This is a genomic window from Paenibacillus sp. J2R1T-4 (genome assembly GCF_059692235.1).
In genome coordinates this window covers 393792-414197 of sequence record NZ_JCAUBA010000003.1, presented here as the reverse complement: position 1 = coordinate 414197, position 20406 = coordinate 393792, and the positions used below count along the sequence as shown (strand labels likewise).

The window sequence follows — 20406 nt, the reverse complement described above, 5'->3', positions numbered from 1 at the left end:
CTTTCCTTGAGATATGCCCTGACAGAACCATAAATCACAGGAGATGAACCTATGAATACGATCCTTCACGACCCTTTAAAAGAACTTATTCACCTGCAGGAAGAACGGCTTGAGCAATACCTGGAGAAGCGCAGGACTGATTTGGCTGAGGGACGGGAAACTGATCAACTAGGCTTGGGCCTGCTTACCATGACCGTGCCCTTATATTGTCATCCCGAATCCCGTTATTATCTGGATACTGGTCTGGATGGACTAATGAAAGAGTCGGTTAGCCAATTCCTGTTGACGCAGCTGGAAAGCGGCTGTATTTCACTTGTGAATTGTAATATTGACTCTCCTCCAGATACTGCTTTTATGACCCACTTGGTGTCACTCGTCTATCAGGTGGCAGAACGTTCAGGACTCGAGCAAATTCGCGAGATTCAGGACGGCTTGTATTTGTTCATGGAGAGAGCACGTCCTTGCCTGCTTACTGGAGGGATCCATACACCTAATCATCGTTGGGTCATGGCTGGCGCATTGGCCAAGATGTATGAAATATTCGGAGATGCAGCGTATAAAGAACGGGCGTTCCAATTCCTTGAGGAAGGCTTCGATATGACCGAGTACGGGGAATGGACGGAGCGAAGCAACGCTATCTATAACGGAGCCTGTGCCATTCATCTGTACGATGTAGGCTCCATATTCGCCTATGAGCCCGCATTCGAAGCGATTCGCAAAAATCTCGGCATGATGCAATATATGCTGCACCCAGATCTTTCTGTTGCAACTGAGTATTCCGGCCGTCAAGATCTAGGCCAAACGATGATGATGAACGACTGGTATTATGTGATCTATCACTTGATGGCATCATTGGACAACAACCCTGTGTTCGCCTCCATGGCGAAATTGACAGAAGAGACCTCTCCGAAGGGTGCAAGCGCGCTTATCCACTGGATGCTGTATCCGGAGTCTATGCGGCTTCCGGATCATGTTCCACCTTTATCAGACAATTACACCGTTCTGCTTGGGGAGAACAACGAAGTGCCGGTTCCACGGAACATCCCTTATCTTGGCAAGCTTGTACGGCATCCGCATGGCGCGTCTGTTCTTCGTCACCGCAGGGGGAAGCTGAGCATTACGGTTATGGCCGCTCAACCGGAGGTTTTGTACGTACAGTATGGTAAAGCGCGCATGTACGGCCTTAAGCTGGCAGCTGGATGGTTCGGTATAGGCGGTGTAGCATTTCCTGCGATCAGACAGACGGGTGAGCATCGGTACAGCATGGATATTGAGCTGGAAGGCTGTTATTTCAATCCTCTACCCAAAGAACATATAGCAGATAAGAACGGTATTTATGTGAATATGCCAAACCATCTCCGTGAAAAAACAAACATACAATACCTGAAGCTGACCGTGGAGATCGACCTGTTGGATGATGGCGTAGATGTAAGTATACGATCAACAACAATACCTGGCATTTATTTGCAGACAGTCTGTATGTTCGATCCAACCGGCGAGGTTTCGGGTGAGGGGCTGGAAGATGCCGCTCCTCATATCAAGCAGTTGGTAAGAGGGGATGCCGTATTTTCCCGCGAGGGAGACTGCATTCTGATATCCTCTGGAGCCAAGGAGCATAAAGACGTCTCCATGCGCAACGAGAAAGTGAATCGGGACGCGCTCAACGTCACGATGAATTACGTCACCCCGACTGATGTGACTATAAGGGTTCGAGGGTTCGACCAATAAAGGAAGTGGAGAGACCATTGACTGCTACGATAGGATGCGCGATACGAGAATATGAACCAGAAATTATTGAACATATTCAAGCTTTAATCCAAATTCGCAGTGTATGCTCCGAAGAGCTGCCTGGGAAGCCCTACGGTGAAGGAATAGATCAGGCTCTGCGTTACATGCTTGATTTGGGGGCTGCTATGGGCTTTCGTACCGCGAATGTGGACGGTTATGCAGGTCATGTAGAATATGGCAGCGGAGACGAGCTTGTAGCCGTTCTCGTTCATCTTGATACCGTACCTGTTGGCAGCGGTTGGACGTATGAGCCTTTAGGTGCGCAAATCGATGCTGGCCGTATATATGGCAGGGGGGCGTCCGACAATAAGGGGCCCGCAGTTATTGCCTTATATGCACTGAAAGCGATCAAAGATCTTGGAATCTTACCCAAGAAGCGGGTTCGAATCATTTTTGGTACCAACGAAGAGAATGGCATGACGGATATGGACCATTATTTTGCCAAGGAGCCCAATCCGGATTACGCCTTCACACCTGATGCCGCTTATCCGATCATCAATGCGGAGAAAGGCTATTACGTAATCCGTATGTATCGAACGCGCTCTGACAGGAATGAGAAGCAGCGACGGCTCCAGGAGATTGTTGGCGGAGTGGCCCCCAACGTCGTACCGGAGCACTGCCGTACCGTACTCGCTGCCGCGAGTGGTGAATCCGACGAGCTAGAGCGAATGGTCCAACTCGCAGAGGGGAATTCGAATATTAGGGTCACCGCCACGGAAGCGGGTCAGGTTGAGATTACAGCTGTGGGTAAAAGCGGGCATGGCTCCTACCCGCCGTCGGGAATTAATGCGATCTCCCATATGCTGGAGTTCTTACACGCGGTCAATGGCGATGAGTCGGAATCGGAGGAACCATTTCTGCGTTTCATTCGAACCGCAATCGGATTTGAGGCTTTCGGAGAATCGCTGGAATTGGCGTGCAGCGATCCGGTGCACGGGAAGCTCACAGTGAATCTCGCTCAGATCCGTGTGGACGAGAACAATGCGGAGGTCCTGTTGAACATTCGGTATCCCGTTACGGTGGATGGCGAGGCGGTGATCGCAAAGCTTAGGCAGAAAGCAGCGAGTGTTGGGGTGGAGATAGAAGTAATGGCCTATCTGGCTCCGCTGTTTGTACCGCCTGACCAGAGCTTGATCAAGAAGCTCAGCCGCGCTTACGAAACGGTAATGGGGGAGAAGGCAGAGCTGCTCTCGATAGGCGGAGGCACCTACGCTCGGAAGCTCCAGAACAGAGGAGTCGCCTTCGGGGCAGGCTTCCGCGGAACCGATACAAGAGCGCATCAACCCGATGAATTCATCGTTATTGATGAAATGATGCTGCACGGAGAGATATGTACGCAGGCGATTTTTGAGCTGATTGGAGCCGAAGAGAGCGAAGCCTGAGTATGAAACCCGATTGATTTTGATGATTACTGACGATAGCTGCAAGCAATAAGCCCTCAACCATTAGGTTGAGGGCTTATTGCTTGCAAAAAAATTTCGAACAAGTAATTTACAAAAGTCTAATCTCCCCTTATAGTAGTAGATGTATATTATGGTATGACCATCTTACGGATTTAAGAAAGGAGTCGCCATGAACGTGTTGGACATGTTTCGAATAGAAGGTCAGATTGCGATTGTAACCGGAGGGGCTGGACTTTACGGGGTTCACATTTGCGAAGCGCTATGCGAAGCCGGTGCCACGGTCATTGTGGCTTCCAGGAATTTGGACAACTGCGAACGGGTAGCGCTAGAACTTCGGGAGCGAGGTTTGTCTGCAAAAGGAATGCAGTTAGATTTGGCAGATGAACACAGCATCGAAGTGTTCATCTCTCAGATTATGGACATATATGGACGAATCGATATTCTGGTTAACAACTCCGTGTCCCGTGTAGGGCTGAATGACCTGGAAAAGACGACCGCAGCAGGTTGGCTGCAAGCTCAGCAAGTCAATGGACTAGGTGTGATGCTGCTGAATAAAGCGGTCATTCCGAAGATGCGGGAGCGCCAGAAAGGGAATATCATCAATATTTCGTCCATTCAGGGCATTCTCGGTCCGCATTTTCCAGTCTACGGGGATACGGGTATGACTAGCGGGATCGAGTATACCTATGCCAAGTGGGGCCTGGTAGGCATGACCAAATGGATGGCCAATTACTACGGGAAAGACAATATCCGTGTGAATTGCATCAGTCCCGGCGGTTACAACCCATTAGGGACAGACAATGAGATACAATCCGAACAATTCCTGAACAAATATATAGAACGAACGCCGTTAGGACGAATGGCTAATGATTCTGACATCAAAGGAGCCATAGTATACTTCGCCTCTGCAGCGTCAAGCTATGTGACCGGACATAATCTCGTATTGGATGGAGGTTGGAGCAATTGGTAGGAGTGCAACCGGTTTATAGTCAAGTGAACGGGATGACATTATCCAAATTTATGCTGGGCACGGTCCAGTTGGGAATTGCGGGGTATGGGATTCATAGTCAGACTGATCGGGTCGATGCAACCGCTTTGTTGGAGCAATCCGTACAGGCTGGCATCAATTGTTACGACACGGCACTTGATTATGGAGATGCAGAGCTTAAGCTAGGGGCTTTTTTCCAGGAAAAAGAAAAGCCTTTCATCGTATCGAAGATCAAGGTTGATCTTGACCTCTCTTCAGAGTCGGAGCTTGAGGCGCAGATGACGGAACGGACGGAAGCGATCTTGAATCGATTGCAGCTCCAGACCCTTCCCGCACTTATGATACACGACCCGGCCATGCTGCTTCGATATGGAGATGCTATAACCCGCATCATGAAGAGTCTCCAGCTTAACGGATTAATCCAGCGAGGAGGGTTGTCGCTCGGAGCTTCTCCAGATGAACAGTACGGATACTGCTCGGATTATCTCAAGCATGACATTTATGAGTTTGTACAGGTCCCCGCCAATTTGTTCGACCGACGAATTATTAAATGCGGAGCGATGGAAGCCTTCAACAGAAACGGTAAGGTTGTTGTGGCACGAAGCGTATTTCTACAGGGGCTATTCTTTCATACGGACGGGACGCTGCCGGGCTCTCTGCGTGAAGCAGCGGGAGACCGGCTGGAACGTCTTCGGAAGATCGCCTTCGAAGAGGGGGTATCGATCTCTCAGTTGGCGGTCTCTTATGTGAGAGATCTTGTCGGTATTCACTGTCTGGTGATAGGGGCAGAGACGCAAGAACAGATTGAGGCCAATTTAGCCCTTCTGAATGGTCCGATGCTGTCGGAAGCCACACGGTGGAAGGTAGAGAACACTTTCATTGATATCCCGAAACTGCTGATATCCCCTTCGATGTGGACTTAACGCAACAGCTGCGACTTGAGAATTTGCTTTGCGGTTACTACATCTTTCCTGCGTAAGGCATCTATGTAACGACGATGTTCTTCCTCGAATTGGTGTGAATCAGAACGGTTAGCGATCTCTGGTGTCTGCATGACGAACAATTCAGCCAGACGAATGAACGATTCATTTCCAGTGCACCGGATAATAGCCAGATGAAGCGCGGCATGGGCCGCCATACGCTCTTCATCGCTGAGTCCGCTGTCTGCAGCGGTCTTGGTCAACTGCTCCAGTTCGCCGAACATGTGCGGGTCGGCATGTTCCACCGCGGCATCTAGTGCGGCCGCTTCCAGCAGATAGCGGATTTCGGTTATTTCCCGGCTGCTCGTTCCTTTCATCCGCATAGCGAAGGACAATGATTCCAACATAGGATTCATATAACGGTTAGAGACGAATGTTCCTTCTCCATGGCGAATTTCCACGATTCCAGAGCTTTCCAACGAACGCAGCGCTTCGCGCAGGATAGCGCGGCTTACATTCATAATGCGGGATAGCTCCCGTTCCGCCGGCAGGCGGTCACCTTGCACCATCTCTTGCTCCAGTATATATTGTTTAAGATTTTGCACGACTAATTGACTCAACGTGTAACGTTCCGTTTGTTCGATTGCTTTCATAGTCATTAACTCCTGTTATAATTAGGTATGGGGGCTACTTATGAATAAGTGGTCTGACCTCTAGATAATATCTTGTTCTTACCGAATAGTCAACAAAGGATGGAATTATTTAGGGATCTCTAGGACTGACAAACACATCTGAATTTTGAAAGCGCTTTTATTATTTGGAGGTGGACTATGCGCGGTATTCCTTTGACGACGGGTAAAAGCCAATTTTATTACAAAATAATTACCTTCACGCTGCTCCTTTCCTTGCTGCCGATTATTGTAGCTGGCATTGTTTTTTATCAGAACGCTAAAACAACGATGCAGCGGGAACTGCTTCAGGCGAATACAAATTATTTGGTACAAACCGTCAACGCTGTCGAATTGATCATCAAACAAATTACTCGCAGCTTCAGCCAACTCGCTATGGAAGGGACCGCCACTGAACGGTTTGAGCAGTTCCCGCGCGGTTTGTACTTTGAAACATTAACCGGGGAATTGATGGAGGAAGACTTGCCAAGTCTGCAAAGCTATTTGCTCGGCAAAAAGCAAGTCTTCCAAAATTTGCGGACCCTTAAGCTTTCCAACGAATTCATATCCTCTGTTTATTACTACGACAATACCAAGCAATTGATCATGACTTCGGATCTCCTTCAATACACACCTGAAGAATTTTATGATAAAGAATGGAACAGTTACCCTAAGAAAGATGTACATTTCCCGATTATCATGGATATTCGCAGCTCCATGCAGAAGGATGGACAAACGGTTACCATCATTCCGCTTGTTTACCGTACTTCGGTCGACGGTAATTTCCTCGTCATTAATCTCGATGCTGACACCGTTTATGGAAATATCGCAAACAACCTGGAAAGCCGGGCGGAAAATGCATTTTTTGTTCTCTCCTCCAGTGGTCGACTCATGCTGCATGACAGATCAAACGTGAAAAATGAGGAAATCGGCTTTAGTCGTATTTTGCAGCAGGAGTTCGTCCTGGCTGGCGGTCATCCCTCCTTCGAAGGCGAATATGGAGGCAAACAAATGCTAGTCAACGGGATGAGATCCGATTTGCTTGGTTGGACGTTCGTAACGGCGACTCCGCTCGATAAGCTGTATCGGAGTGTATCTTACATCAAGGGGCTGACGATTCTCATTTCGATGCTGCTTGTCGTTGCTGCCGGCCTTCTTGCTCTGCTCACCGCAAGGAATATATACGCACCGCTGGTTCGCTTGCTGCAATTCATTACTATTAAAGACGGCGCATTAGGCTCGAGAGACAGTGCAGGGCGAATCCCAGGTGAATGGCAGTTGATCCGCACCAGTCTGGAAAAGGCATTTGAAGATCGGGAAAGCTTGACGAACCGGCTTAAGGAAAGCATGCCTGCTTACAAAGAAACCTTTGTTCGATCACTGCTGCGCAAGAATAGATATAGTCCGGATCTTATCCGAGAACGGCTGCACTATCTGGGAATTGGAATTCAATCAGAGAACTTGCTTTTGTTGGCCGTATCGCTTGAGGAGGACAAGGATAAACAAGCGGATTCCGAACTTGCAGGGCTCAACAAGCTGCTGGTTACAGATGCAATCTTAAGGGCGCTGCCAGCTGAATGGCCGCGGGTTGTAACTGAGGTGGCAGAGGGGTTATTCATCGCAATCGTGAATGGAGGAGCGCTCGATTTGCCGACGCTGTTCAGCGTGGCAGAAAAGGCGATTTGTGAAATCGAAGATTGTATCGGAGTACGCGGAACGATTGGCATTGGCCGACCATGCACAGAAATTTCAAGGCTTGGCGAGACCTATGAGGAGGCCTTGGAAGCATTGCGTTATCGTATAATCGCAGGACGCGGTGAAGTAATCTATATTGAGGACGTCCGGCTTGCAGGTACTCCGTTGCTCGTTTACCCGAAGGAGAAAGAGGAGTCATTAATGAACTATGTTGTCAACGGAAAATCCGAAGAAGCGCACCGGGTGTTTGCGGCGTGGGTCCAAGACGTTCGCGCTCAGCAAGGGACCATACATTATCGTCAGGTGCAGCATGCTTTTATGCAGCTTCTCGGAAGTATTATTGCTACAACGGGGCGGATGCGGCTCGATTTGAACCAGCTTCTGGAAGAGAAAAGCAATCTCTACGGTATACTGCTTCAGAAAAATGATTGGCAAGAAGCGATTACTTGGTTTAATGCAGTCATTGGCAAGCTGGCTAACCAATTCGCCAACGCATTTCGGGAGAAATACACAAGACATGTCGATCAAGCGATTGAGATGATGGTGAGCGCGCTCGGACAGCCAGTTTCACTAACGGCGATAGCAGAGCGGCTGCAGCTCAATCCGTCGTATTTAAGCCGTATTTTTAAGGAGCAGACAGGGGAGCCCTTTACTGAATTTTTAACCCGAATGCGTATGGAAAAAGGCAAAGCGCTACTACTTGAAAGCAATTATAAAGTTAAGGAAATAGGGGAACAGGTCGGATACCAGAAAACGGACTATTTCATCCGGTTGTTCAAGGAGCATACTGGCATGACACCAGGGGAATACCGACAATCGAGAAGACTTTCTTCTTGAGTAGAAGGATACCCGGTTCTTTTGATTTATACCTTAACTATTACTTTTTACCTTTTGATCGATCCCGATGTCATCATTAAGGGGATCAGGTAACATTGTCGGTGTATTCATGTCATGGAAGGCTTGCTATATTAATCACAAGCAGTGCACTGCAGGCCCGGCCGGCCCCATTGAAGATGAAACCGCTTTCCTTGGAATTTGAGACCATAATAGGAGGGTTACCCGAAATGAAGACAAAATGGATGACAGCAGGGATCGCGCTGACCGTTACAATGTCCGTTGCTGCAGCTTGCTCGTCGACATCGCCTGCAAAGGATGGCGGAAGCTCGCTTCAACCGTCTGCTACAGCCAGCGCTGCAAAGGAAAAAAAGCTTGAAAAAGTGTATTTGTACGCGAATTTCGGCAACTTGGGCAACACGAACGTAACCACAAAGCCCGAAGCGCTTCTGGAAGTTCAAAATTACATTAAAGAAAAAATAGGCGTAGAAGTCATCCCAATCATTCCTCCAAAAGGCTCGGAGACCGACAAGCTGAACATTCTGTTAGGTTCGAATGAACCGTTGGATCTATTCGCGGGATCTATGGCGGCCCATCAAGTGAAGGGTGCAGCGCTTTCCATTAATGAGCTGCTTGACAAATATGGACCGAGTGTCAGAAAGCTGTGGCAAGCGAATTGGAAAACGTCTTGGGACGCGCTGACAACCGGTGACGGTAAAATTTGGGCAATCCCAACAGTGCCTCCGGTGGCTGGGAATACCGTGCTCGTTCGTGAGGACTGGTTGAAAAAGCTTAACTTGTCCATGCCAAAAACAATCGACGAACTTGAAAGCATTTTAATTGCATTCAAGGAAAAGGATCCAGCCGGCAACGGTCAAACGATCCCTCTGTTAACCGACCTCAACGCTTTGAACGGCGCGCTTGCGGCAGGCTTTATGGATGTCGGCTTCGGCAACTGGGTCGACTCCGACGGCAAGGTGAAGCCGCCGCAGTTAAACCCGGGCTATCGCGAATTTATCGCCAAGATGGCTGATTGGTACAAGAAAGGCTACATTTACAAGGAAGCGTTCTCAACAGACCGCACACGCCAGATTGAAATGGTTAAGCAAAACCGTGTAGCGGTTGGCGCCCTTTGGAATACGGTGATCACGGCAAACGAGTATTTGCTTAAGAATAACGTACCGGATGAGAAATATACGGTTGCGGCAGAGCTGAAAGGACCCAAAGGAAATGTAACAACCATAGGAGGCGTCGGCACTTCAGGCATCATGATCAACAAAAACGCACAAAATCCTGAAGCGGCAATGAAATACATCAACTGGGTACACTCCGACCTCGAAAACTATTTGACCGTCTTTTTTGGGATTAAAGATAAACATTGGAAGTACACGGACAAGTCTAAAAATATCATTGAGGCCATCAATACGGATTATATGGGCGATCTGCTGCCAGGAGGAACGTTCGCCTATACGGTGCAGTATCAGAAGAACGACCCCTCATTCGGGCCGCAGTTCGACTACATTCAGAAGTACATCACGAACAAGGAACGTTCTAAGTCTGCTGGTACAGCCGCTGTCGATTACCTATTCGATTCGAAAACATTAAAGGACAACATCCCGACAGCCGGTGATATTACCCGAATGATGGAGCAGGAACTCATCAAGTTCATTACTGGCGCAAGACCGATCGGTGAGTACGACAAATTCATAGATGAGCTTAATAAAGCGGGACTCGATAAATGGATCGAAACCTATACCGCTGAATACAAGCGAGTCAAAGGGAAGTAGGCAGCAAGACTGATGCGCGATGCTTGACGGGCGCGGTAGGTATTGGGCGCTCTGGACCCTGGACCGCGCCTCTTGAGCTCGCGCTAACTCTGAAGCGGAGGCGGAGATGAACCGAATGAACCCGCGAACATTAAGCTTATTCAGGAAACATAAATTGCATTACGCTCTCGTGTTTCCGGGAATTTTGTATTTTATCGTATTTCATTATATTCCCATTTACGGTATTATCATCGCGTTTAAAGATATTGCCCCGTTCGAGGGATTACACGGTATTTTCTCGTCGGAATGGGTTGGGCTCAAGCACTTTAGGGATTTTATTAACTCCTACTATTTTTGGGATATTCTTGGCAACACGCTCCTGATTAGCTTCTACCGTATTCTGTTCGGGTTTCCGGCACCGATCATTCTTGCTCTGCTAATTAACGAGGTGCACAATCGCTCCTTCAAGCGGATCGTGCAGACCATTTCGTATATGCCTCACTTTTTATCTATGGTTTTGCTAGCCGGTCTGGTAACGGTGATGCTTAGCACGGATGGAGGCTTTGTGAATGGGGTGCTGCATAGTCTAGGGTTAGAAAAAATGTCTTTTCTGACTGAAAGCAGCTATTTTCGCTCCGTGCTTGTCGCATCCGGCATTTGGAAAGAGGTTGGTTGGGGCACAATCATTTATTTGGCGGCAATTGCAGGCGTAGACGAGCAGCTATTCGAGGCGGCGAAAATGGACGGTGCGAGTCGGCTTCGTCAAATCTGGCATATTACACTGCCCGGAATCAGTCATATCATAGTCATTTTATTCATCCTGTCGGTTGGCCATATTCTCGATGCGGGCTTTGAACAAGTATATTTGCTGTACTCCCCTCCCGTTTATCAGGTGGCGGACATTATTGACACGTACGTGTATCGGAAAGGACTCGTTGAGATCAACTACTCCTTCGCTGCGGCGGTCGGGCTGTTCAAATCTGTGATCGGGGTCATCCTTGTGCTCGGTACCAACTACATTGCAAAGAAACTGGATCAGGAAGGGATCTGGTAGAAAGGAGGCTTAGCCATGAGCAGGATTCGGTTATCTGTTGGCGAACGGGTTTTTCAAACGGTCAATTATACGTTTCTCACAACTCTGTCGCTTGTTTTTCTCGTCCCATTACTTATCATCGTTTCTACCTCTCTCGTTGGGGAGAACGAGCTAATTCGTCGAGGCAGCTTCATCCTGATCCCGGAAAAGCTGGATATCTCCGCATACAAGGTGCTGTTGTCCGAAGGGTCTTCTTTGTACCAAGCGTACGGGATTACGATACTGAGGGTGGTTGTCGGCACGCTCCTGAACCTTGTCTTTACGGCTATGCTCGCTTATGGGCTGTCACGCAAGACGATGCCGGGACGAAATGCTCTAATAACGCTTGTCTTCATTACGATGCTAATCGGGGGTGGTCTAATCCCCACATATTTGCTGCTGAAATACATGCACCTGACCAATACGTTCTGGGTTATGATCGTGCCCGGTCTCATCAGTGCATGGAATATGTTGATTATGAAAAATTTCTTCTCGCAAGTGCCGGAGAGTCTAATTGAATCTGCGACGATCGATGGCGCTTCTCCGCTGACAATACTGCTTCGGATCGTGTTCCCGCTCAGCTTGCCGACCTTTGCCACGATTGGGCTTTTCTATGCAGTCGGGCATTGGAATGCTTGGTTCGACGCGACGATTTACATTAATGACCCGAACCTGATGCCAGTGCAGGTGCTGCTCCGAAAGGTCGTGTTAACGATGTCGAGCCAGGACCTGAATGCCGAAATGCTTAGCTCGTTATCGAACAAGCCGACGCCGCAAAGCTTGCGGGGGGCCATGATCGTACTGACTATTCTGCCGATTTTATTCGTTTATCCGTTTTTGCAAAAGCATTTCGTAAAAGGAGCCTTAACCGGCTCGTTAAAAGGTTAATGGGAGGGAATCGATATGAAGTTAGAACAAAAGGGAACCCTAGTGCTGGACTTGCGTCCCGGGCCGGGCAATCCTAGAAATAGTGAAGGTGCGTTTTTGGAATTAAACGATAGACGGCTCTTGTTTGCCTACAGCCGTTTTATCGGAGAGTCAGCGGACGATAATGCGAAGGCAAGCGTCGTGGCCAGGTATTCGTCCGACAACGGGGATACATGGTCGGATGAAGAAACAATCGCACAGCCGGAGGATCATGATGCCACGAACATCATGAGCGTATCCTTACTTCGTATGGCAAACGGCGATATTGGACTTTTCTATTTGCTCCGTTTCGGTTGGCACGATATGAGGCTTCATCTGCGCCGCTCGAGCGACGAAGGCCGAACCTGGAGTGATCCCGTTTGCTGCGTGCCTGGGCAAGGCTATTATGTCACGAACAATGACCGAGTCGTCCGATTATCTTCCGGGCGTCTGATTATCCCTTGCGGCTTGCACAAGATGAAGGGTGACAGCAGAACGGATTGGAAGTCATGGGACTCGAGAAGCACCACTTACTTTTTCCTTTCCGACGACGATGGATATACTTGGCGGGAGGCCAAAGGATGCGCCGCATTGTACGTTTCCCATTCCGACAGCGGTTTGCAGGAGCCTGGTGTTCTCGAGCTGCATAACGGGGTGTTGTGGGCATGGGCTCGGACGGACCTCGGCCGTCAGTACGAGATGTTCTCGATCGACGGCGGGGAAACGTGGAGCTTGCCGGTTCCATCCCGCTTCACGTCACCTAACTCCCCGTTGTCTATGAAGCGATTACCTGGCAGCGGCAGCTTGGTGGCCGTCTGGAACCCGGTGCCGAACTACGAGACACGCGAGATTGAGCGTCACTCATGGGGGCGGACACCGCTAATCGGCGCGATCAGCAAGGATGACGGCCGGACATGGAGCGGTAGATTCGCGGTGGAGCGAGACGAGGACGGAGGCGGCTATTGTTATACCGCTATCCATACTACGACGGACGCCATCTTGCTGGCATATTGCGCTGGTGAGGCTGAGGACGGTATTTGTTTGACCCGGCTGAAGGTCAGGAAAATTGAATTATCCAGTCTCGAAATTCGTTGATGAATCGTATAAGATAAAGAGACAGGAATAAAAGCTGAGGCGGATATCCGCTCTCAGCTTTATGTGCCTGCATTTCTGATTACAATTTATCAATGGAGGGGAATAGGTTGAAAGAGCTGGGATGGCGAGAGAAGCTAGTATCGGGAGAAGAGGTCACAATCGTGACCTATGGCGACAGCTGGACGTATGGGAGCTGCGCAGACGGTTGGATCGAGGCGAAGGCAGCAGGGTATAAGCATGAGATGATATACGGTTCCTGGGCGCTCCAACTGAAATCTTATGTAGAGGCGCTAAATGCAAAAGCGAGCTTAATGAATCAAGGACAAGGCGGTTGGAAAAGCATAACGGGACAAACAGCCTTCCATGAACGGGTTGCTAAATATGAACCTGACCTGCTTATTCTGAACTTCGGAATCAACGATTGGAGAGCGGGCTTGCCGATTGAAGCTTTCAGAAAAGCAATGGAAGAAATGATAGAGGAAGCTGGGAACATAAACTGTGAATGTGTTCTTTGGACATCTGGTCCGGTATCTTCTGTCCGCGGAGAAACTTTCGGTTGGAATGAGCCCGAACAGGATACCCACTACCCCCATCTTTTTGATGAGTATAACAACGTTCTGAGGAATCTCGCCGAACAATATCGATTGATCCTGGTAGATGTAGAAGCTATCATTGTAGAAAAGTGGCGAAGAGGGTTGATGATTTCCGATTATTTCCTCGACGCCATCCATCTTCTTCAGCCTGGACATGATATTATTCTCCATTGCATGAAACAATCTATCTTTAACTCAGCATCCAACGTCACGGATAATAAGGGTTGACAACGAATCGCTTGATTGTTAAATTATAGTTGCATCGGTCATATGGTCTAACCATATTACATATTTCAAATTGGAGGCTGGATGTTCCCGCCTCCAAGATTTCGTGGAGCATTACGTTGGTTCAGATCAACATTGACCGAAATGAGAACGCTTCCAGAAAAATTCCATATCTGGAGCAGTGGAGAGGAGAGACGAATATCGATTCAAAAAAGAGGATAGAAAAAGTCAAAAAGGATTGTGATTACAACCATGAAGTAATGGACTCCGGAATGACTAAACTAGGATCTCAAGAAGGGATGGTAATATGAAAAAAATTTATCTTATGCTCATCTTCTTTCTTTTTGCAGGGCTTATGCCTATTTCATCTGTCGGATCGACTGCCCATGCTGCCGAGTGGGCGGGGAGCGTGGGGTATCTAAACAATGACAGCGCTCCTCTAAGCGGTAAGTTGGCCAATTTTGGCCATTCGGGCGGTGCGTACTTTGATTTCTTCAATCGGAGTATCGGGATCGACCTCGGGGTATCCCGTACCTTCAACGAGATTAGACTCCATGACGAGAATAGCACCAACCGTGTTAATTCAAGCGCTAATATTTCGGTCTATATAAGCAACGACAACGTTACTTACACCCAATTAAGCGGATGGAGCTTTTGGAAAGCAGGCACTGCTATCATCCTCCAGGATTTCTCAGCAAGTGCGCGCTTCGTTAAAGTCCACTCTCATTTTACCGATGCCGGTGCTTCGGGGACTTGGCTTACTCAGTCCAATTTGCAGTACATGCTTGAAGTACGTCAAGTTACACCGCGATCGTCCTCAATTCCGGGAACTATCGGTTTTGTCAATCAAGACCTCAACCCCGCAACAATGCCGATAGGCAGCTGGGGAACCGTTGTTGCAGCAGCATTGGATTATAATTACCGAAGCCTAGGTATTGATCTTGGCTCCTCCCAACCATTCAATACAATTGAATTGGTGGAGAATCAAGGCCCTTCACGTGTAGAAAAAACGGATTTATCCGTTTACGTAAGCAATGACAACCAAAGCTACACGAAAGTCTCCGATTGGAATTTTCTCAAGCTGAATAATCGGATCATCCTGTATAACATGAATACATCAGGACGTTATGTCAAAGTTCATAACCATATTGACGATACCTCGTTCACCTTTTCCAATACTAATTTACAAAACATGATCTATATATCGAACCGACCGGTAGGGGAATGGACTGCGTCGGGCGGAGGGACGTGGCTGTATCAAAAGTCGGTACAGGTTTCTAACGCCAGTACCTCCCAGATGTTAGACCGATCCGTGTATATTACCAAAACCGCTTTGGATACAGCTGCCTTACAGGCTGCCGGAAAGCTGCAACGGGACTTCAGGGACGTTCGGTTTGTCGATGGAGCGAACCGTGAGCTGGCTTATTACATGGACGATAACGGCTTTTATGTCAACATCCCGACGCTGAGTCCAGGCATTTCAACGATTAACTTCTACTACGGCAATGCATCTGCGGAATTCGTCGGTGCCGGACAGGAAGCTCTTCAAGTGGAGTATGGGAATAAAACATTGATGGAGCATAATACTCCTGAGTTCAGGGATAATGCAAAACCCGAGAAATTAGCCAATGGCGACATCATGATGGTCGCGAATAGGGTAAGCTCAACAACCAGCGGCATCTATGCCAAGTATTCCTCGGACGGCGGCCGTACGTGGACAGCCCAAACCCAAATTGTGAACTTGAACGATGCGGGCCGGGATGAGCCGGCAAGCTTGTTCGTCGACCCTGCGACCGGGAAAGTAGTCTTATTCTTCTACTCGTATTATGGATACACAACGACCAATTGCTTGACGGCAGGAAACGCATGCCGCAACGATTTATACTATACCGTTTCGACGGATCATGGACGCACTTTTGCACAACCGGTCAAAATAAACACAGGAACTCTCGTGTACAATGGAACCACTTATCCTATCAATTACAATGTCACATACACGAATCCGATTGAGCTTGTTAACGGAGACTGGATATTTCCGTTCGTCTATGTGAAAGCTCCGGATGGTTCCTTTGCGGTCAGCGTGCTGATTTCGACGGATAAAGGCAACACATGGACCAAAAGCGTGAGCCAGTTAGCCGTAAGCTCGAGCGGAAGCGAAGCGGGACTATCGGAACCGTCGATCGTGCAGCTGGCAGATGGATCTCTAACGATGTATATGCGTCAGCAGGTTCCTAATAAGTTCAAGTTGGCACAAGCCACATCAACGGATAACGGCAGAACCTGGTCGGTTCCGACAGATGCCCCTGTATTCTCATCCAATACGATGTCGGTCTTGAAGCGTCATAGCAATAATGATATTTTGCTGCTGTGGCCAGGGAATAACACCTTTGGGGGAACCAGTTATTTGCGTAATCCGTTTACGCTGGCTTATAGCAAAGATGAAACAAACACATGGAATGCGATGCGGGATCTATTGGGAAGAACACGTCTGTCTCAATCCGCGGTTAATCCTGCCAAACAATTGGTGACCCAACCGTCCTTGGTTGAGGTAGATCCGGATACGTATTTATTCGGTTGGTGGGGATCGAATTGGTCAACAGCAACAACCCTGTTGATCGAAGACTTTAACCGTTACTTGTATCGATCGCATGGTGTTTCCGACGATTTTGAATACTCGGAATTGAAAAATGACTATTGGTGGGAATTGGGAGGTTCGATATCAACCAGCACCAATCAGTCCAAAAGCGGAGCCAGCTCATTGAGACTGCTCGACAATAATACAACGAGTCTGACTGCAGGCAGCCGATTGTTCCCGGGAATCCGAAAAGGGACGGTCAAGTTCAGCCTATATGCGTCTAATCTGAGTGATTTGTTCAGCTTCTCGTTGCGTGAGCCGTACTCTTATTTTCATAATGCGCCGGGAACGGTATTTCAGTTCATGCTGGAAGCGGACGGTTCTTTGAGAGTGTACAATCGTGCTGGGAATCGGGTAGAGCTTCCGGTACAGACCGATATTACAACTGGAACCTGGCATGATATTGAGCTCCATTTCGATGTGGCGGCCAAGCAAATCGGCGTCTGGGTGGATGGCTCCTTTAAAGGGACCGTAGAAAATTATTTGGATGGCAATCTGATCACGCATTTCAATATTGCTTCTGCGAGTACCGCAGCAACAGGAACGGACGTATATATCGACAATTTAATTATTCAGGATACGGAAGCCGGGTTGCCAATAGTAGGAGCGATCGGGAGTGAACAATGGGCAGATTTCACGGCACCAAGTACGATTGCAGCCTTAAGTCCTGCCGGACCGAATGGTTCTGGCGGTTGGTACTCCAGAGATGTGACGGTTACTCTTGCTACCTACGATAACGTTCCGGGCGTAACTAGAACGGAATACCGGATCAACGGAGGGGAATGGTCCGTATACGACCAAGAGTTCGTCCTTACAACGGATGGGATGAATAAGGTAGAGTATCGCAGTATTGACAGTGCCGGAAATGTGGAGGACGTAAACGAGACGACAATCCAAATCGACAAGACAGCGCCAATATTATCGTTAACACTGGATGTCAGTACCATTAAAGTACCCAATCATAAGTTAGTACCCATTCATGCAACATTGAGTTATAGCGATGGACTTTCTGGGATTGACTCCGTTGTATTACGTTCGATTACCAGTAATGAGACTGATAATGGCTTAGGTGACGGGAATCAGTCCAACGATATCCAAGACGCCTTATTCGGTACGGAGGACGTGTCTTTCAGTGTGCGTGCTGAGAGATCAGGTAAGGGAGAAGGACGTGTCTATACAATCGTTTATGCAGCAATCGACCAAGCAGGGAATGAAACAACCGCTGTTGCAACAGTAACCATTCCTCATGATGGCTTAGGCAAGTTGTAACCGCTTTAAAAAGATATTGACAACAATCAGGTGAACCGATTATTCTATACTTATCATCTGGTCGAACCATCATCTACATTTGCATCTCACTATCAATAAAATTCATTATCTTACGACAACTTGGTCAGACCATCCTACTAGTTATACATAAGGAGAGGAGGAGGTTGGTCTTCTAATCTTACAGCTGATCTTAAAAAGCTTTCATTTCAGGTTCCAATAAAGATGTTTAACATGACCAAATAGGCAATTATTCAGAGGGAGGGTCAATAAATGAAGAAAGCGGTTTCTATAATAGCTATGTTATTAATAATCAGCTTGGTTGCTGCATGTTCTAGTTCTACTCCGGACTCCAAGCCCAGTTCAAGCGATAGCGGAGTCAAAGCCTCTGCTGCTCCAGAAAATGTTGAGCTTACGTGGTGGGTAGACGCACGCGAAGATGTGCAGACCGCTTATACAGAAATCAAAGCTGCATTCGAAAAAGCGAATCCCAACGTAAAAATCAACATGGTGAAGACGCCTGACGATAAAATAAATGAGCGCATCAGCATCGCTGTGAATACGAACCAGCTTCCAGATGTTCAGCAGGGTGGATACTTCTGGCCATTAACTTACGCAAGCAAGGACCTCCTCGTTCCGTTGGACGATATTATTGATAAAGATGATTTTGAATCTAACACGCTTAACGCAATGTCCGTCAACAAAAAAGTCTACATGTTCCCCAACAGTATGACCGCAGGAGCGATGCTAGTAAATCGCGATATTTTCAAGGAAAAGAACGCTCTCGATCTTATTCCAACCAATATGGGCACATGGACATATGACCAGTTTCTGAAAGCTGCCAAAGCAGTTAACGATCCTGCCAAGCAAATCTACGGGTTCGGTACTTATGCCGGCGATATCGGCGGAGACCAAGGTCACAATATGTTCCTCTGGGGCTTCGGAGCCAAAACTTGGTCAGATGACAACACAAAAGCTGTTCTGAACTCCAAGGAAGGCGTAGAAGGACTTGATTTCTTGTTGAAGATGATTGATGAAGGTGTCGTGCCTCCTGGAGCAGCGGGGCTGAAAGCTGGAGCAGTGATCAACGAGATGTTCGTTCAAGGCAAGATCGGCATGACATTCGGCAGTGTAGGAAACGTCGCTGCCTTCAATAAAGCGTTCAGTGATGGAAGCGCCAAGAAATTCGATTTCGATCTGGTACCGTACCCTTCCAAGGATGGCAAAACATCCAACACTGTCTTCTTCGGCTACGGCACATGGGTATGGAATACCAAGAACAACACAAAGATCAAATGGTCTAAGGAATTCGTGAAATTCATGAACAACAAGGAAAACTCGGAGAAGATGGCGAAAGCACCGTCCGTGCTTGCCACCCGCAAGTCATTAGCCAAAAACTATGAAGAGAATTCCTATCAAGGTAAAACAATCAAATTGTTCAAATACGCCGGCAACATCGGAGCGGCCATTCCAGGTTACGCTGAAACCCGCAGTGCCTTGTTCCCGGAACTACAGGCGGCGTTCACTAAGAAGAAAACCTCCCAGCAAGCGTTGGACGATTGGGTGAAAAAGGCGAACGAAATCATCGCAGCTAATTCGAAGTAGGGATTGGAAGTTCGGTTGGAGATCCCGTGTAGACGGGATCTCCGATCAGTTTAATGAAGATTGGGGTTTTGCCGATGTCATCAAGGTTGTATAAGGAATTCTGGGGTTATTTCTTCATCGCTCCATTCTTGCTCTTATTCCTGTTATTAGAGATTTATCCGTTTCTGGATGCGATCTACATGAGCTTATTCGATTACGGGATCGGACGAAAGGAATGGGTGGGGCTAGACAATTATGTATATCTGCTGAAAGACGAAGTTTTTCGGAGAGCGATCCTGAATACCTTTATCATAGTCCTCGGCGTGGTCCCCTTATCGGTTGTGATCTCGCTCCTCCTGGCCAGCTTGATTATTCATAAGTCGGCTGCTCTCGCGTCATTTTTCAGGGCCAGTTTTTATTTGCCGATCGTAACGTCTCAGGTCATTCTATCCATTACTTGGTTGTGGATTTATAACCCGGTAAGCGGAGTGGCCAATTACGGATTGTCAGTATTGGGTATTAAACCTGTTATGTGGCTATCGGATGAAACGTTCGCGCTTCCTGCAATCATTCTTGTCATCATTACTTGGGTAGTCGGACAGCCGATCATTCTGTATTTGGCTGCTCTGGGGAACATCCCTCCAACGTATTATGAGGCAGCCTCCATCGACGGCGCTTCGCCTTGGAGACAGTTCTGGAACATCACATTACCACTACTTAAACCAACGACTTTATATGTTGTTGTCACATCCACCATTGGCGCCTTCCAGACGTTTGTCGTCGTCCAATTGTTGACTGGCGGCGGACCGAGCTATGGCACAACTACCATCATGTACTTGTTATACGAGACTGCCTTCAAATACGGCAAGCTTGGAGTGGCATCTGCAATGGGCGTAGTGTTGGCTATAATGATTTGTATCTTCTCGGTCATACAGTTCAAATTTTTCAAAACCGACGTCGAATATTAG

At 48.0% G+C, this 20406-nt stretch carries 15 protein-coding genes; 14 read left to right on the top strand and 1 reads right to left on the bottom strand.

Features of this window, described 5'->3' with window-relative positions; all coding sequences use genetic code 11:
• The first annotated feature begins 51 nt into the window (after positions 1 to 51).
• From AC58QD_RS08585 to AC58QD_RS08570, 4 genes are all read left to right on the top strand, one after another.
• Positions 52 to 1728 (top strand): hypothetical protein, encoded by a 1677-nt coding sequence (locus tag AC58QD_RS08585; protein WP_497332052.1) that lies wholly within the window; start codon positions 52 to 54, stop codon positions 1726 to 1728.
• Between the two features lie 17 nt (positions 1729 to 1745).
• Positions 1746 to 3170: a dipeptidase PepV gene (gene pepV, locus AC58QD_RS08580; RefSeq protein ID WP_497332050.1), complete on the top strand. Its 1425-nt coding sequence runs from the start codon at positions 1746 to 1748 to the stop codon at positions 3168 to 3170.
• Between the two features lie 190 nt (positions 3171 to 3360).
• Entirely contained in the window at positions 3361 to 4161 is an 801-nt protein-coding gene (locus AC58QD_RS08575) for an SDR family NAD(P)-dependent oxidoreductase (RefSeq protein ID WP_497332047.1), read from the top strand.
• Between the two features lie 2 nt (positions 4162 to 4163).
• Positions 4164 to 5102 (top strand): aldo/keto reductase, encoded by a 939-nt coding sequence (locus AC58QD_RS08570; RefSeq protein WP_497332180.1) that lies wholly within the window; start codon positions 4164 to 4166, stop codon positions 5100 to 5102.
• Here the strand turns inward: AC58QD_RS08570 and AC58QD_RS08565 are convergent.
• Complete coding sequence (locus AC58QD_RS08565) at positions 5099 to 5752, bottom strand: FadR/GntR family transcriptional regulator (protein WP_497332046.1); 654 nt, start codon at positions 5750 to 5752, stop codon at positions 5099 to 5101. The genes AC58QD_RS08570 and AC58QD_RS08565 overlap by 4 nt on opposite strands.
• Before the next feature lie 177 nt (positions 5753 to 5929).
• Here AC58QD_RS08565 and AC58QD_RS08560 point away from each other — a divergent pair, with 177 nt between their 5' ends.
• The 10 genes from AC58QD_RS08560 to AC58QD_RS08515 all read left to right on the top strand — a co-directional run bounded on the left by AC58QD_RS08560 (position 5930) and on the right by AC58QD_RS08515 (position 20406).
• Positions 5930 to 8299: a helix-turn-helix domain-containing protein gene (locus tag AC58QD_RS08560; RefSeq protein ID WP_497332044.1), complete on the top strand. Its 2370-nt coding sequence runs from the start codon at positions 5930 to 5932 to the stop codon at positions 8297 to 8299.
• Between the two features lie 227 nt (positions 8300 to 8526).
• Entirely contained in the window at positions 8527 to 10083 is a 1557-nt protein-coding gene (locus AC58QD_RS08555; RefSeq protein WP_497332042.1) for an extracellular solute-binding protein, read from the top strand.
• Between the two features lie 106 nt (positions 10084 to 10189).
• The gene (locus AC58QD_RS08550; protein ID WP_497332040.1) at positions 10190 to 11116 is read left to right on the top strand and encodes an ABC transporter permease; all 927 of its coding nucleotides are present in this window, start codon (positions 10190 to 10192) and stop codon (positions 11114 to 11116) included.
• 15 nt (positions 11117 to 11131) lie between these two features.
• Positions 11132 to 12022 carry a carbohydrate ABC transporter permease gene (locus tag AC58QD_RS08545; protein ID WP_497332038.1) on the top strand — a complete coding sequence of 297 codons (891 nt, stop codon included), beginning with the start codon at positions 11132 to 11134 and terminating at the stop codon, positions 12020 to 12022.
• Between the two features lie 15 nt (positions 12023 to 12037).
• Positions 12038 to 13135 carry a sialidase family protein gene (locus tag AC58QD_RS08540; protein ID WP_497332036.1) on the top strand — a complete coding sequence of 366 codons (1098 nt, stop codon included), beginning with the start codon at positions 12038 to 12040 and terminating at the stop codon, positions 13133 to 13135.
• 107 nt (positions 13136 to 13242) lie between these two features.
• Complete coding sequence (locus AC58QD_RS08535) at positions 13243 to 13956, top strand: SGNH/GDSL hydrolase family protein (protein ID WP_497332035.1); 714 nt, start codon at positions 13243 to 13245, stop codon at positions 13954 to 13956.
• A 116-nt stretch (positions 13957 to 14072) separates the two neighbouring features.
• Complete coding sequence (locus tag AC58QD_RS08530; RefSeq protein WP_497332033.1) at positions 14073 to 14264, top strand: hypothetical protein; 192 nt, start codon at positions 14073 to 14075, stop codon at positions 14262 to 14264.
• Positions 14261 to 17857: an exo-alpha-sialidase gene (locus tag AC58QD_RS08525; protein WP_497332031.1), complete on the top strand. Its 3597-nt coding sequence runs from the start codon at positions 14261 to 14263 to the stop codon at positions 17855 to 17857. Before AC58QD_RS08530 ends, AC58QD_RS08525 begins: the two co-directional genes overlap by 4 nt.
• 270 nt (positions 17858 to 18127) lie before the next feature.
• Positions 18128 to 19459: an ABC transporter substrate-binding protein gene (locus tag AC58QD_RS08520; RefSeq protein ID WP_497332029.1), complete on the top strand. Its 1332-nt coding sequence runs from the start codon at positions 18128 to 18130 to the stop codon at positions 19457 to 19459.
• Positions 19460 to 19533: 74 nt separating this feature from the next.
• Positions 19534 to 20406 carry a carbohydrate ABC transporter permease gene (locus tag AC58QD_RS08515; protein WP_497332027.1) on the top strand — a complete coding sequence of 291 codons (873 nt, stop codon included), beginning with the start codon at positions 19534 to 19536 and terminating at the stop codon, positions 20404 to 20406.

What these genes read in the sequence shown, in the direction of transcription:
- AC58QD_RS08550 (WP_497332040.1), top strand. Translation starts at nt 10,190, where the DNA reads ATGAACCGAATGAACCCGCGAACATTAAGCTTATTCAGGAAACATAAA.
- AC58QD_RS08555 (WP_497332042.1), top strand. Translation starts at nt 8,527, where the DNA reads ATGAAGACAAAATGGATGACAGCAGGGATCGCGCTGACCGTTACAATG.
- AC58QD_RS08545 (WP_497332038.1), top strand. Translation starts at nt 11,132, where the DNA reads ATGAGCAGGATTCGGTTATCTGTTGGCGAACGGGTTTTTCAAACGGTC.
- AC58QD_RS08565 (WP_497332046.1), bottom strand. Translation starts at nt 5,752, where the DNA reads ATGAAAGCAATCGAACAAACGGAACGTTACACGTTGAGTCAATTAGTC.
- AC58QD_RS08540 (WP_497332036.1), top strand. Translation starts at nt 12,038, where the DNA reads ATGAAGTTAGAACAAAAGGGAACCCTAGTGCTGGACTTGCGTCCCGGG.
- AC58QD_RS08585 (WP_497332052.1), top strand. Translation starts at nt 52, where the DNA reads ATGAATACGATCCTTCACGACCCTTTAAAAGAACTTATTCACCTGCAG.
- AC58QD_RS08525 (WP_497332031.1), top strand. Translation starts at nt 14,261, where the DNA reads ATGAAAAAAATTTATCTTATGCTCATCTTCTTTCTTTTTGCAGGGCTT.
- AC58QD_RS08560 (WP_497332044.1), top strand. Translation starts at nt 5,930, where the DNA reads ATGCGCGGTATTCCTTTGACGACGGGTAAAAGCCAATTTTATTACAAA.
- AC58QD_RS08515 (WP_497332027.1), top strand. Translation starts at nt 19,534, where the DNA reads ATGTCATCAAGGTTGTATAAGGAATTCTGGGGTTATTTCTTCATCGCT.
- AC58QD_RS08520 (WP_497332029.1), top strand. Translation starts at nt 18,128, where the DNA reads ATGAAGAAAGCGGTTTCTATAATAGCTATGTTATTAATAATCAGCTTG.
- AC58QD_RS08575 (WP_497332047.1), top strand. Translation starts at nt 3,361, where the DNA reads ATGAACGTGTTGGACATGTTTCGAATAGAAGGTCAGATTGCGATTGTA.